General features: G+C 57.9%; 16 protein-coding genes. 3 read left to right on the top strand and 13 right to left on the bottom strand.

What is annotated here, in order from left to right:
• Positions 1–4: 4 nt before the first annotated feature.
• The 12 genes from flgK to J8Z22_RS05740 form a co-directional block, all read right to left on the bottom strand.
• Complete coding sequence (flgK, locus tag J8Z22_RS05795) at positions 5–1,930, bottom strand: flagellar hook-associated protein FlgK (protein ID WP_252009361.1); 1,926 nt, start codon at positions 1,928–1,930, stop codon at positions 5–7.
• Positions 1,930–2,880, bottom strand: a complete 951-nt coding sequence (flgJ, locus tag J8Z22_RS05790; RefSeq protein ID WP_252009358.1) for a flagellar assembly peptidoglycan hydrolase FlgJ — start codon at positions 2,878–2,880, stop codon at positions 1,930–1,932. Before flgJ ends, flgK begins: the two co-directional genes overlap by 1 nt.
• Positions 2,881–2,889: 9 nt before the next feature.
• Positions 2,890–3,978, bottom strand: a complete 1,089-nt coding sequence (locus J8Z22_RS05785; RefSeq protein ID WP_028113130.1) for a flagellar basal body P-ring protein FlgI — start codon at positions 3,976–3,978, stop codon at positions 2,890–2,892.
• A 10-nt stretch (positions 3,979–3,988) separates the two neighbouring features.
• Complete coding sequence (gene flgH / locus J8Z22_RS05780; protein WP_028113131.1) at positions 3,989–4,663, bottom strand: flagellar basal body L-ring protein FlgH; 675 nt, start codon at positions 4,661–4,663, stop codon at positions 3,989–3,991.
• 6 nt (positions 4,664–4,669) lie between these two features.
• On the bottom strand, positions 4,670–5,458 hold the full coding sequence (gene flgG, locus J8Z22_RS05775) for a flagellar basal-body rod protein FlgG (RefSeq protein WP_028113132.1): 789 nt from the start codon (positions 5,456–5,458) through the stop codon (positions 4,670–4,672).
• Between the two features lie 21 nt (positions 5,459–5,479).
• On the bottom strand, positions 5,480–6,220 hold the full coding sequence (locus tag J8Z22_RS05770; protein WP_028113133.1) for a flagellar basal body rod protein FlgF: 741 nt from the start codon (positions 6,218–6,220) through the stop codon (positions 5,480–5,482).
• 165 nt (positions 6,221–6,385) lie between these two features.
• Positions 6,386–7,786, bottom strand: coding sequence for a flagellar hook protein FlgE (gene flgE / locus J8Z22_RS05765; RefSeq protein ID WP_252009356.1), 1,401 nt, complete (start codon positions 7,784–7,786; stop codon positions 6,386–6,388).
• A 15-nt stretch (positions 7,787–7,801) separates the two neighbouring features.
• The gene (locus tag J8Z22_RS05760) at positions 7,802–8,485 is read right to left on the bottom strand and encodes a flagellar hook assembly protein FlgD (RefSeq protein ID WP_035415830.1); all 684 of its coding nucleotides are present in this window, start codon (positions 8,483–8,485) and stop codon (positions 7,802–7,804) included.
• A 10-nt stretch (positions 8,486–8,495) separates the two neighbouring features.
• Entirely contained in the window at positions 8,496–8,912 is a 417-nt protein-coding gene (flgC, locus tag J8Z22_RS05755; RefSeq protein WP_028113135.1) for a flagellar basal body rod protein FlgC, read from the bottom strand.
• A 2-nt stretch (positions 8,913–8,914) separates the two neighbouring features.
• On the bottom strand, positions 8,915–9,316 hold the full coding sequence (flgB, locus tag J8Z22_RS05750) for a flagellar basal body rod protein FlgB (RefSeq protein ID WP_028113136.1): 402 nt from the start codon (positions 9,314–9,316) through the stop codon (positions 8,915–8,917).
• Positions 9,317–9,396: 80 nt separating this feature from the next.
• Positions 9,397–10,224, bottom strand: coding sequence for a protein-glutamate O-methyltransferase CheR (locus J8Z22_RS05745; RefSeq protein WP_028113137.1), 828 nt, complete (start codon positions 10,222–10,224; stop codon positions 9,397–9,399).
• 4 nt (positions 10,225–10,228) lie between these two features.
• Positions 10,229–11,152, bottom strand: coding sequence for a chemotaxis protein CheV (locus J8Z22_RS05740; protein WP_028113138.1), 924 nt, complete (start codon positions 11,150–11,152; stop codon positions 10,229–10,231).
• Between the two features lie 208 nt (positions 11,153–11,360).
• Here J8Z22_RS05740 and flgA point away from each other — a divergent pair, with 208 nt between their 5' ends.
• From flgA to flgN, 3 genes are all read left to right on the top strand, one after another.
• Positions 11,361–11,990: a flagellar basal body P-ring formation chaperone FlgA gene (gene flgA / locus J8Z22_RS05735; RefSeq protein WP_051252677.1), complete on the top strand. Its 630-nt coding sequence runs from the start codon at positions 11,361–11,363 to the stop codon at positions 11,988–11,990.
• Between the two features lie 82 nt (positions 11,991–12,072).
• Complete coding sequence (flgM, locus tag J8Z22_RS05730) at positions 12,073–12,384, top strand: flagellar biosynthesis anti-sigma factor FlgM (RefSeq protein ID WP_252009354.1); 312 nt, start codon at positions 12,073–12,075, stop codon at positions 12,382–12,384.
• The gene (flgN, locus tag J8Z22_RS05725) at positions 12,377–12,808 is read left to right on the top strand and encodes a flagellar export chaperone FlgN (RefSeq protein ID WP_051252678.1); all 432 of its coding nucleotides are present in this window, start codon (positions 12,377–12,379) and stop codon (positions 12,806–12,808) included. The genes flgM and flgN overlap by 8 nt, the downstream gene beginning before the upstream one ends.
• 39 nt (positions 12,809–12,847) lie before the next feature.
• Here the strand turns inward: flgN and J8Z22_RS05720 are convergent, their stop codons facing one another.
• Positions 12,848–13,981 (bottom strand): flagellar assembly protein T N-terminal domain-containing protein, encoded by a 1,134-nt coding sequence (locus J8Z22_RS05720; protein ID WP_252009351.1) that lies wholly within the window; start codon positions 13,979–13,981, stop codon positions 12,848–12,850.
• Positions 13,982–13,984: the final 3 nt, after the last annotated feature.

Raw genomic sequence — 13,984 nt, 5'->3', positions numbered from 1 at the left:
CCCCCTATCGCAACGAAGTAAATAGTGTATCGAAAGTCTCTTTTGCTACCGTCATGATTCGCGCAGAGGCTTGGAATGCCTGTTGAAACCGCAGCAAGTTGGCTGCCTCTTCATCCAGGTTAACGCCGGACTCCGACTCAACCCGGTTCTGGGCCTGGGAATACACCGCCTGGGCTGAATTCATGCCCACCTCGGCGGCGGCGGCCTGACTGCCGACCTCGGTGATCACCCCCTGGAAGGTATCAATCAGGGTCGACTTGCCGCCATCCAACAACTTGATGTTGGGAATCTTACCCATTTCAACAGCATTGGCGTTGTCGCCAACGGCAAAATCCAGGTTCATGGTAAAGCCGCTGCTGGCGGTGGTGTTGTTGTCGATTTGTACCTCAAAGCCCATGGCACTGACGGTATTGCCGGTGTAAACGCCGTTATCAAGCACGGTGCCATCGGGGTCGGTCACCTGATAGGTGTTCTGCCCGGGGGGCACCGACAGGGGGTTATTGGGGGTCACCGACAGGCTCACCTCGCCGGACGGGAAGTTGGCGTGGGTCCGATCCACGGACACCAGCGAGGCTTCGCCGTCGCCGGCACTGGTCTCCAGAGAGTAGCCGGCGGCGGCCAGCAACTTGGGGTCCTCGATCTTCAGGTTCAGCCCCTTGGCCGCGTTGGCGGTAGGCATCAGGGCCCATTTATCGCCGGCCACCGGCGCTCCGCCACTGGTGTCCATCACCACGCTGAAGCCTTCCGCCGAACTGTAGCGCGTCGGGTCGGTGGGATCCTGAACCAGGGTGGAGCTGACGCCGAACTCGTCGGTTAATTGATAGTTAGCCCCGTCAAAACTCATGGTGTATTTGCCACCGGTGAGCTTGTCGACGTCGTCGATAAACACGCTGGTTTGAGTGCCACCGGCATTGTTACCGGAACTGGCACTGCGACCAATGGACATCTCCGGCGCATTGATGTCGGCAAACACCTGCTGGCCGACATTGCCATAGAGGTCAAAGCCATTGGCCTGGGTGCGGTTCATGGCATCGGCGATGCCGATGGCCATCTTGCCCAGATCCCGTTCCGCCGGCAGCAGCACGTTGTCGCGGTAATCGGTCAACGCTTGCAACTGGCCGCCAACATCCCGACCATCCAGGGTGATCTTCTGACTGCCGGTATCGATGGTGTAGCGTAATTCATGCCGCACCGGATCGCCGTCGGTGATGCCCAGTTCGAGTTGATTGGGCCCGGACACCAACATGGCCGTCCCGCCCATCATGATGCTCTTTACCCCCAGTTCCTGTTCAATCACGTTCACCTGGGTGTAATCGCTGAGTTCGGTGATCAACTGGTTCTGATAATCCAGCAGTTGAAGGTCTTCACCGCCCACTTTTTGCAGCTGACTGTTGATGTCTGCCAGCTCTTTGGTGATGGCATTGACCCGGTCCACCGTCGTGATCACCTGCTCGTTGGTCTGACGCAACTGGCTGGTGAGGCTCTCTGCAACGGTATCAAAGGAGCCGGACAACTGACCCAGGGCCACCAGGACGTTATCTCGGGCGCTGAGATCATTGGGAATATCGGCCATGTTGTTGATGGCGTTGAAGGCGTTATTCAGCGAGTCGGGAATGGCGTCACCGGACACCGAGAACACCTGATTGAGCTCATCCGCCTTAATGTAGCTGGTCTTGGCGTAGGAGAGTTGGCTTTCGCTTAGATGCAACTCCCTGGCGGCATAGCTGTTATAGACTCGGCTAACGTCAGCCACGTAGGTACCGGTTCCGGCGAAGTCTCCGGCAATAAACAATGACTGAGAGGTTCGCTGTTCCGCCACCTGGCGAGAGTATCCAGCCGTTCCGGCATTGGCGATGTTGTTTGACGTGACCTGAAGCTGCTTCCTGGTCGCCATTACACCAGAACGGCCAATGTTCATTAAATCAGACACTAATTACTCCCCTTTGGCACCAAGCTGGTGTCGGTCATCAGACGTTTCATCACCTGTAGCACTTTGTCCGCATAGGCGGGGTCGGTGGCGTAGCCAGCCTGCTGCAGCCCCCGAATAAAGCCTTCATCGTTGCCGGCATCGAGGGCATCGCGATACCTGGGCTTATTCACAAACTCGACAAAATCGGAAAAACTGTCGGCAATGTCGCCGTACACTCGGAATTCAGAGCGCCGTTTCACCGGCATCCCCTGCTCCACTTCCAGCGCATTGATGGCCACTTTGTCGCCCTGCCAACTGCTGCCCGCCTTGATGTTAAACAGGTTATTGCTGCTGCCTTGAGCGGCAGGCAACACCTTGCGCCCCCAACCGGTCTCTAGCGCCGACTGGGCCACCAGCAGTTCCGGGCTGACCCCAAGCTTATCGGCCGCAACCTGGGCATGAGGCATCAGGCTGTCAACAAAGCTGCGCGGCTGGCTGAAATCCGGTTCCGGGTTGGCCGCTGCGGCCAATGGCGGCCGTGGCAACGCCGGCTCGACCTTTGGGGCCGACTCGGCAACGGCAGAGACGGAGGACGTGACAGGCGCGGCCGCCATGGCCATGCCAGCCTGGCCTCGCAGTGCCGACGCAGGCGTCAGTGCATCGTCACCGCCCAACTGGGCCACAATCAGATCCGCCAGCCCCAACGCCCCCTGGCTGGACAGTTCGGACACCAGTTGCTGGTCCTGCATATCCTGGTAGAACTTGCTGGTCTGACTGTTAAAGGGACTGTCGGACTCCAGCACGGCACTGGCACTGCGCATCTCTTTGAGCATCATCCCCAGGAAGATGCCCTCAAACTGCAGCGCCACCTCTTTGAGGCTGGCATTGGGATCCGATTGAGCCTTTTGGCGCAGATCGTCCATGGCGGCCAGGTCCATGTAGTGGTTGGGGTTTTGCTTTAAAGGATCCACCGCCATCCCCTAGATGATCACCAGCTCGCCGCGAAGCGCGCCGGCCTGAGATAACGCTTCCAGGATCGCCATCAGGTCTGAAGGCGCGGCGCCCACCTGGTTGACGGCCCGCACCAGTTCATCCAGGGTCACGCCGGGATCGAACTTAAACATGCGCCGATTGGACTGCTGCACATCGATGCTGCTGTTCGGTGTCACTGCGGTCTGACCCTGGGCAAAGGGGTTCGGCTGACTGGTTTGCAAATTCTCGGAGATGGTCACCGTCAGGCCGCCATGGGTGATGGCTGCCGGCAACAGGCGCACATTTTTACCGACGACGATGGTTCCGGTGCGAGAGTTGACGATCACCTTGGCCGATTCATCGGCGGGCTCCACATTGAGGTTTTCCAGCGTTGCCAGGTAGGCGACGCGCTGGGACCGATCCCGGGGCGCCGAGACCTGAATGGAGGTGGCGTCCTGTGCTCGGGCAACGCCGGGCCCCAGCAAGCCGTTGATGGTGTCTGCCACTCGCTTGGCGGTAGAGAAATCCGGCCGCTGCAGGTTAAAGGTCAGGAAGTCACCATTGGCGAAGGGGCTGGGGACACTGCGCTCGACGATGGCGCCGTTGGGAATGCGGCCCACGGTGGGGGTATTCTGAATCACGCTGGAGCCGTCGGCACCGGTGGCGCTGAAACCGGACACCACCAGGCTGCCCTGTGCCAGTGCATACACCTTGCCGTCCGCCCCTTTTAGAAAGGTTTGCAGCAGGGTGCCACCGCGCAGGCTCTTGGCACTGCCGACGGAGGAGACGGTAATGTCAATCTGCTGGCCGGGCTTGGTGAACGGCGGCAGCTCGGCGTGTACCGCCACCGCGGCCACGTTTTTCAGCTTGGGACGGGCACCGGGCGGCAAGTTGATGCCGAAGTTGGACAGCATGGTGGTAAAGCTCTGCTCGGTGAATCGGCCTTTCTCGCCGGTGCCGGGCAGACCCACCACCAGTCCATAACCCACCAGTTGGTTACTGCGAACCCCTTGCACATCGGAGATGTCCTTCAGGCGCAGCGCCTGCGCGGCGGGGGAAGCCAGAACCAGGGCCAGCACGGCAACAAACAGTCTCATATCACGCTCCCTAGAAAGGCCACAAAGGCCCATTGAAGAACGCGGCCAACCAGCCGGTCTTCTGCGATTCGGCAAAGGTGCCGGTGCCGCTGTACTGAATGCGGGCGTTGGCCACTCGAGTGGACTCGACGGTGTTGTCTGGCTTGATGTCGCGGGGGCGAATCAACCCGGTCAAGCGAATGTACTCTTCGCCGTCGTTGATGGTGATCCATTTCTCACCGCGAATCACCAGGTTGCCGTTGGACAGCACCTGCAACACGTTGACCGAGATGGAGCCATCGAGGCTGTTGCTCTGATCCGCATCCGCCTCCTTGGACAAGTCCAGTTTCTCTTTGTAGTTCAGGTCGATGGTCTGGCCATTAATGGTGATTGGCGCACCGCCAGCACTGATGGGGTCTAGGCTCATGGAGTTGTCTTTGGACATCTCGTTGGTGGCACTTTTCTTGGCCTTGGTGGATTCCACCAGATTCACGGTGATCACATCACCGACCCGGTGAGCCTTAATGTCGGAGTACAGCTCGTTGGAGAAGGTATCCTGGTAGATGGAGCCCGTGGTCACCACCTGAGTTGGCGGCAGGTCCGGATACACCGGCGCATAGTAGGGATCATCGGGCAGCGGGCCGCCCGGGGTAGTGCATCCGGCCAGCGCCAGCAGGCTGGCGGCCACAATCAGGACTCTCATCACGGCTCCTTACAGCTGCTGGTTGAGGTTGGCCAGCATCTGGTCAACGGTGGAGATCACTTTGGAGTTCATCTCATACACCCGCTGGGCTTCAATCATGTTCACCAGTTCTTCGGTCACATTGACGTTGGAAGTCTCCAGTGCCCCCTGGCGAATGGAACCCAGGCCGTCGAGGCTGGGCACCCCGGCAATGGGGGCACCGCTGGCACCGGTTTCCAGAAACAGGTTCTGACCGATGGGCTCGAGGCCGCTGGCATTGACGAAGTTACTGATCTCAATCTGACCCACCACCACGTTCTCTGCCACGCCCGGGGTGCGAACCGACACCTCCCCCTCGGCCGAGACACTGATGGACTGAGTGTCTTCGGGAATCACAATGCCTGGATCCAGTACGTAGCCAGAACCCGGGGTCACCATCTGCCCCTCTTCGTCCAGAGTGAACTGACCGTTACGCGAGTAAGCGATGGTGCCGTCCGGCATCTGAATCTGGAAAAACCCCGGACCATCGATCATCAGATCCAGGCTGTTGTCCGTGGTCAGCATGTTGCCCTGAGAGAAGATTCGCTGGGTGGCCGCCACCTTGGTACCCGCCCCCAGGGTCAGACCGTTGGGCAGCTCGGTGTTCTGGGCACTGATGCCGCCGGCCTGGTTGATGGTCTGGTACAGGAGATCTTCAAACACCGCCCGGCTTTTCTTGTAGCCGACGGTGCTGGCGTTGGCCAGATTGTTGGAGATGTTGGCGATTTCTGTTTGCTGGGCATCGAGGCCCGTCTTGCTAATCCAAAGTGCCGGTTGCATGTTGCTGTCCCTTTAATCTGGTTACACCCGCAAGAGTTTTGCGGCTGACCTGTCATTCTCTTCTGCGGTTTTCATCATCTTCAGTTGCATATCAAACTGGCGCTGCATCTCAATCATGCCCACCAGTTCGTGCACTGGACTTACGTTGCTGCCTTCTACGGCACCACTGAGCAGTTCCACCTCGACATCGGTCTGATAGGCAGCCCCTTCCAGGTTACGGAACAGGCCGTCTTCGCCCTTGGTGAGTGAAGTCAGAGGCGGATTCACCAACTGCAGCTGGGCCACCTCTTCCATGGCATTGGCCGGCGCCCCCTGGGGACGGACGGTAATGATGCCGTTGGAGGCAATCTCAACCTTCTCGATGGGCAGCGGCAACAGGATGGGGCCATTTTCTCCCATGATGGGTTGCCCCTGAGAGTTCATCAGCAAGCCACTCTCATCAATCTGCAACGAGCCGTTGCGATTGAGCGCCTCTTTGCCTTCGGCATCTTCCACCACGAACCAGCCTTCATTCTTGATGGCAACGTCAAGATCGCGATTGGTGGTTTGAATGGAGCCGGCATCGAAATTGGTGGCCGGACGCTCGGTCATGGCAAACACTCGAGTCGGTAAGCCTTCACCGTATGCCTGCATGCTGCGGGCCTGATGCAAGTCTGCCTTGAACGCATCGGTGCGGGCATTGGCCAGGTTGTTGGCATGCACCCCGAGGGCATTCATGTTCTGGCTGGCACCGGTTGCGGCGATGTAGAGCATGTTATCCAAAAGTGACTCCAATGAGGACGCTTGCTGTGGTTAGCCTGGATAAATGCAATTGCTATGCCAAAACGAAAGGGGCGGTTTTATGGCGGTTCAGGGGCGGTTAAGAAAAATCGACGGCCGGGAGGGGAAAAGGGTTGCCGCCCCGATGGCCGGGGCGGCAATCTGAGATTATCGGATTTGCAGGATGTTCTGTTGCAGCTGGTTGGCAATGTCCAGCGCTCGGGAGTTGGCCTGGAAGTTACGCTGAGCACTGATCAGATCCACCAGCTCGGTGGTCAGATCGGTGTTGGACTGCTCCAGCGCCGCGGAGTTAACGCTGCCAAAGGTGCCGGTGTTGGGCTCACCAATCAGCGCCTCACCGGAAGCCTGACTCTGCTTCCAGGAGGTGTTGCCCTGCTGAGACAACCCCTGCTCATTGGCAAATCGGGCCAGGGCCACCTTACCCAGCGCCACCTCGGTGCCGTTGGAATAGGTGGCAGCAATAAGACCGTCAGAGGCAACTTCGACGTTAGTCAGGCGGCCCACGGTGGCGCCATCCTGCTTCAACTGAGTCACTTCAAACGATGAGGCGTACTGAGTCGGGTTATCAAAGCGCAGCTCTACCCGCTGAGTGCCATCGGCACCGGGGCCGATAACGCCGGCACCGGTATTGCCCAAGGCCACACTCTGAATCATGGTGGGGTTCGAGCCGATGTAGTTACCGGTGTCGTCAAAGCTCAGCACGGCACCGGTGTGGCCGGAGCCGTTAACCGCCGCCACATTCTGCCTATCGGTACCACCGGGAGGCAGGGTGATCACGCCGTCGCCGTCGACGTCCTGATCCCAGGTGCCGTTGGTGGTGGCACCACCGGCGTCACCAATATTGACCGGCTTGTCGTCCATGGTCATGAAGGTGATCCACTGGTTGTTGTTGTTCAGCGCCCCGCCCGGTGGTTTAACGAAGTACTGGGTCATGATGTGTGGCTCACCCAGGGAGTCGTACACCGTCACCGAGGTGGCGTTGTTGTAGGTGGTGGGATCCGCGGCATCGAAGTTAGCCGGATCATGGGTCACATCCCCCGCCGGCAGGTTCATGGACATGTTGACCAGAGAGGTTTGGGTCGGCTGACCGGCGGTCTGCGGGATCTGCACCGGAGTGGTCGTGGAGATGCTCACCGACTGCACCGAGCCGTCATCGTTTACCGGCAACGCCATCAGGTAGTTGCCCTGAGAGTCCACCATGAAGTTCTGATCATTGAGCTTAAAAGCACCGGCGCGGGTGAAGCTGTAATCCTGGGAGCCAAACTCCGAGGTGGTGACAAACATGCCGTTGCCGTTGATGGCCAGATCCAGGGCGTTGTTGGTGAACTGCAACGAGCCCTGGTGGAACTGCTGTGCCACTTCGGAGGTGGCCACACCACTACCCACATTGGTCTTGCTGTTGGTGAACAGCGAGTTCGAGTAGACGTCGGCAAACTCCGCCCGGGATTCCTTGAAGCCAATGGTGTTGACGTTGGCAATGTTGTTAGAAGTGGTATCCAGATCCTTCTGGGCGGCGTTCAGGCCGCTGAGTGAGATATTAAAAGACATGCTTTTTCCTCTTGATTACCCTTCTGCGACTGCCAATACATCAGCAAGCTTGATGCCGCCAACACCGCGCAGATTAAGGACTGTATCGAAATTTGCTCCGCCCAGCGTGACACTGCTGACGTGGGCGTAGGTAAATACGGGCAGGGTCTCGGTCTTGCCACCGACCAGGGCCTCTGCGGTAAAGCTGTAGTTGCCCGCTGGCAACTTTTTGCCATCGGCATTGTTGCCGTCCCAGTTGAAGTCGACGTTGCCGCCGCTGCCCGCAGGCACCTCCAAGGTGCGAACAATCTGCCCGGCCGAATCCTTAACCTTGACGGTCATGGTGCCGGCGCCGGCAGGGGCGGCAATGACACCGGCAACCGGGTTAACGCCGTCGCTGCTGCCGGTATCCGAGGGGATCAACACCTTCTGCCCCACCAGGCTGCTGGCTTCCAGCGCCTGGGAAGAGGTCATGGAGGCGTTCATGTTCTTGATCTCTTCGTTGAGGGTGCCAATGCCATCGACGGTGGCAAACGACGACATCTGAGAGATCATCTGATCGTTGTCCACCGGCTTAAAGGGGTCCTGCATCGACAACTGCTGTGACAGCAGGGAGAAAAAATCTTCCTGGGTCAGCGCCTGGTTGTTATTGCTCTCCGGCAGAGAGGATTTGTCCTCCCACTTCAGGGAGTTGAGGTAGTTATTGTCGATCGTGCTCATCGTTTACCTCCTACCGTCCCAGTTTCAGGGTTTGTTTGGCCAGGGTCTTGGCGGCGTCGGCCACTTCGACATTGGCCTGGTAACTGCGGGACGCCGAAATCATGTTGGCCATCTCCTCCACCACATTGACGTTGGGCTTGTAGATGTAGCCGTCCTCGTCTGCCAGAGGGTGGTTGGGAGAGAACTCGCGCACCAGGGGCTTATCGCTTTCGACGATGCCCTCAATCTTGACGCCGGCAGCCGCCTGCTGCTGGGCACTGAATTCATCCAGTTGGGCGGCAAACACCGGTTGCCGGGCCCGGTAAGTGTCACCGGCACTGCTGCTGACACTGTTGGCGTTGGCGATGTTACTGGCGGTGGTGTTCAGTCGCACATTCTGTGCCGACATTCCCGAACCTGCTACATCAAATATGTTGAATAAGCTCATGGTTATTCGCCCCTGATGGCCTTACGCATTCCCTGAAACTTGCCGCCGAGAAACTCCAGCGTCATCTGTTGCTCCAGGTTGTTCTGCATGAAATTGTTGCGTTCCACATTGAGATCCACGGTATTGCCGTCACCGGTATCGGGCTGCAACGGCACCCGATAAGCCAGACCGGCGGTCGGCTCCAGGCCAAGATCAAAATGCTTATCGTGAGTCTTGCTCATGGACAAGCCACCGCTCTGGCCACTCTTGGCCTGATTCAGTGCCTGCTCGAAGTCGACATCCTGAGCCTTGTAGTTAGGGGTATCGGCGTTGGCGATATTGTTTGCCAGCACTTCGGCCCGCTTGGAGCGAACGCCAAGTGTGTGCTGGTGAATGCCCAGGGCTTTGTCAAACGATATGGCCATTGTTGCCTCCTAAAAACAGTCTTGCCCTAGAAAAGCAAAAGGCGTGCCAATGGCACGCCTTTTAAGGAGGTGAAAGTGGGTTATCGCTTTCTATGTATGATTCCCGCTGGGAATCTGAGCATTTCAAACTGATCGGTTAAGCCGGCCAGAGACTCGGACGCCCCCAGAACCAGATAGCCCCCCGGGTTCAAAGCGGCAGCAAATTGCCGCAGGATCTTGCCCTTGTCCTCCGCCGAGAAATAGATCAGCACATTGCGGCAGAAGATGATGTCGAACTTACCCAGCAGCGCGTAGCTGTCGAGCAGGTTAAGCTGACGGAAGTTCACCATTCGGCGAACCTCATCCTTCACTTTCATGCCTTTGGCCGACGGCTGAAAGAACTGTTTGCGCCGCTCCGGGGACAAGCCTCGGGTCAGTGCCAGTTCATCGTACTCGGCGGCCTTGGCCTGATCGAGAATCTGAGTGGACAGATCGGTGGCGACGATGTCGATGCCGGACATCAGCATGCCGGGACGCTTCTGGCGGGTCTCCTGGGCGATCATCGCCATGGAGTACGGCTCCTGCCCCGAGGAGCACGCCGACGACCAGATGCGAATCGGCCGGCCCAGCTTGGCCAGTTCCGGCAGCAACTGCTCAGACAGCAACTGATAGGGGTAGTTATCACGAAACCAGAAGGTCTCGTTGGTGGTCATCGCTTCGATCACGGCCATGCGCAGCTTGCTTTGTTCCGGGCGCATGGATTGCTTGACCAGTTCAGACAGGTTGGCCACCTGAAAGGACTTCATCAGCGGACTTAGGCGGCTACGTACCAGATACTGCTTGTTATCACCCAATACAATGCCGCACTGCTTCTGCAGGAAGGCGGCAAAGGTCTGGTATTCAGTAGGAGCTAAGGTTTTCGTCGGCACCGATTCAGGCCTCTTTCAAATAACGGTCAATGGCGCCAGCCAGCTCGTCGGGGTTAAATTTGGCAATAAAGTCATCTGCGCCGACTTTTTTCACCATGGCTTGGTTGAACACCCCACTGAGGGAGGTGTGCAGAATCACTTTCAGGGAGGTCAACTTGGGGTTATCCCGAATCGACGCGGTCAGAGTATAACCATCCATCTCCGGCATTTCGATGTCGGAGATGATACCACCAAAGACCTCGTCGATGTCCTCTTTATCCTTCACCAGCTCTTCCAGCCGGCGCAGCGCTTCGAGACCATCTTTCGCCAGCTCGATCTCCAGTCCCAGAGGCTCCAGGGCGCGCACAATCTGCTTACGGGCCACGGCGGAATCGTCCACCACCATGATACGGCGTTTGCGCTCGGTGATGGGACTCAGGTTGGCGGCCACATCGTCACTGATGTCGGTCTTGGCCGGCGTGATCTCATCGAGAATCTTCTCAACATCCAGAATCTCAACCAGTTCGTTGTTGAGCTCGGTGACCGCGGTCAGGTAGTTGCTCTTGCCGCTTCCCTGTGGCGGTGGCAGGACGCTGTCCCAGTTGAGGTTGACAATCCGCTCCACCCCGGCGACCAGGAACCCTTGAACCGAGCGGTTATACTCGCTGATGATAATGAAGCTGTTTTCGGTGTCCTGCACCGGACGACCACCGATGGCGGCAGACAGATCGATGACCGAAATGGTCTGACCTCGAATGTGAGCCACACCACGAATCAGGCTGTTGAGCCGTGGCAGCAGGGTCAGTTTAGGGCATTGCAATACTTCCCGGACCTTGAACACGTTGATCCCAAAGGTCTGCCGGCCATTTAGACGGAATAACAGGAGTTCAAGGCGGTTTTGACCAACCAGCTGGGTTCGCTGATTTACCGAATCTAAAATGCTAGCCATCGAAAGATGTCCTTATTAAAACTAAAACAAAGGCACAGTTATTGCTGTAAACCCAACTGACAAATTGTTGGCGCGAAAACTTTTGCTATGATGCGACTGCGTTGTATCAATTTCCCCAACCGTGTTCAAGTGTAGGTTATCTCTAATCCGGTCAAATTACATGAAGCTGTGTTTGTTTTTGCTCTCTCTGCTGTCCACATTTTCCGCAATGTGTGAGACCTCTCTCGCTCTGATTCAAGAGACGGCTGAGGGCTATGTACAGAACACCCTAGGCTCTGATCCACAAGCCAGAATTACCGTCGAAGCCAACGAATTGGATTCACGCCGCCACTTCGACAACTGTGAACAGCCATTGCTGGCCCAAGCCCCGAACAGCAAGGCCGGAGCCCGGTATGTGACGGTGAAAGTCAGCTGTCCCGGCCCCGCTCCCTGGCTGGTGTATGTCCCGGTTCAGGTGACCATTGAATACCCGGTGGTGATCGCCACCACCACTCTGGGGGCCAATACTGTGATCGACGACACCATGCTGGAGGTTCGCTATGTGAATTCCAACAGCATTCGAGGCAATCATTTTAGCCACCCTGATGAGTTGAATGGTGCACGGCTTAAACGTCGAACCGCCGCTGGTCAGGCCATTTCACAACAAAACATCTGCCTGGTGTGCAAAGGCGATCCGGTGGTGATTGTGGTGAACAACGACAACCTGTCCATTCGCACCAGTGGCGTTGCACTCAGTGGTGGCAGCCTGGGAGAATCGGTACGAGTGCAGAACAGCAACTCCCGACGAATGGTAGAAGCTTACGTCTCTGCCATTGGCCAAGTGGAAGTCAAAATGTAAAATAACACTAAAGCTTTCTGTGCAATGGCCGATAGGTCTTGTAGAACACCCGTTTTTACCCCTAACCGACGGAGCCAACACGATGGCTATCGACATTAACAAACTCAGCAGCGGCACCGCCAGCCTGCAGCCGGCAAAGCGCCAGGTGAGTGCGGATGCTCAGCCTAAGAGCACCAGTGCCAAGCCCTCTGCCAAAGGGGATGAGGTTATGCTGACCCAGGAAGCCCAGCAACTGCAGCGCGCTGAAAAAGTGATGCAGGAGACCCCGGAGGTCAACAGCGCCAAGGTTGAAGCGCTGAAACAGCAGATCGCCGAGGGCCGCTACCATGTGAACCCGGACAAACTGGCCAGCAATCTGTCCAAGTTTGAAAGTGAACTGACCGGCCGTGGTTAATCCAGAACTTCTGCAGTTAATCGATGCCCAGCAAGGGCGTCTACAACAACTGCAACAGCTGCTGCAACAAGAACACCAGGCTTTGGTGGAGCGAGACGCGGATGCCATCGAATCGCTACTGCGGGAGAAGCTGGCACAGCTGGACGCCATTAATGCGGCAGACACGGCTCTGGCCGGCCACCCGGATGTGGCGCAACTGGCCAATGATGCCGAGGCCCGTCAGGGCATTGAACAATGCCGTTCGGTGCTGACGCAATGCCAGATGTTCAATCAACAAAACAGTCAGCTGGCGGACCAGACCCTGGCCAGCCTCAGTCGGCTGCAGCAGATCCTCAATAGCACCAAAAGCGCCAACTCTCTGACCTATAACCAGTCAGGCACCACCAGCAGCGGCAACCGCCTGGGCAAGGCCATCAAGGCCTGATCACCCGGCGCTGTTTCGCCGCCCCCCTAGACATCACCGTTACCGACTCTGTCCCCTGGCCCGAACCAGATCCTGAGGCTGCCACGCGGTGTAACTGGCACCGGTCTGCAACCGGCCGATGGCCTGCTCCCGCTGAACCTGCTCCACCAGCAAACGGTCTTCCTTGCCATTTTGCTGGGGCCACCAGCTTTGCTGATCCTGTTGTCGGCTCTGCAGGGTCAGTCGATCCCCGACCCGCACTCCATGACGGCTGCCCAGGTTAAAGGTGACCCGCTCGCCGTTAACCGCCAGCACCCGGCCGTTTAACGGGCGGCAGCGCAGGGTGGCATCCAGATCCTGGGCCATCTGAGTCACGGTCTGACGAATCTGCTGACCGTATTCACTGTTCCAGAACTGACTGCTGGCGATGTTGACGGCATCGGTGCGCTCGTAGGGCCAGTCGCCCTGGGCCCGGTAGCGGTTTTGCCACACCAACTGGCCACTGAGACCGTCGTACACCGACAGATCGGCACCGAAGTAGCGGTTACGATCGTAAGAAAACCAGCCCAGAAGCGGCTTGTGGGGGTCCACCGTCACATCATCGATTCGCACTACCGCGATGTACTGGCTGTTGTCCTTGATGGTCAACTCCTGCGCCCAGGCCCCCTGATACTGTTGATTGAGCTGATTCGAATCAAAACTGATGTCCGGGCGCAAATGGGCAAACAGGGAACGCGCTTCCCCATTAAGGGTGTTGGCCAGTAAGCGACTGACCGCGGCATCAAACTCATACAGGCTGCCCGGAACCAATTGCTCCCGGTGCACCACCTGCGCCCGAGGCACGGTGATTGCCTGACGGAATCCGGCGCCGTCGCACTGACTGCCGATACTGCGAACGTCGGCCTGCAGCGTCACTTCCAGAACGTCGTCACGAACGTGTTCGGCAATCACCTGATACTGACCGACCTGGCTCAGCGGTTCGCTGCCCTGACTCAGCACCCCGTTATTGAGAGTTTCCACCACCATGGTGTCGCCACTGGCCTGGCTCAGGGCGTTGTTGATCGCCTGCTGACGGGCCTGTTCCATCCCCTGCCCCGCCACGGGAGCGGTTCCGGTTAATGTCGTCCATTGTCCCCAGGCTGGCATGCCCAGACAGCCGGCCAGGAGCAGAGCGGTGGTTCGCCGATTGATCATCTG

The sequence above is a fragment of the Ferrimonas sp. SCSIO 43195 genome, assembly GCF_023716685.1.
GTDB lineage: Bacteria > Pseudomonadota > Gammaproteobacteria > Enterobacterales > Shewanellaceae > Ferrimonas > Ferrimonas kyonanensis.
The sequence above is the reverse complement of the archived record's forward strand: the minus strand, read 5'-3'. Positions and strand labels throughout refer to the sequence as shown.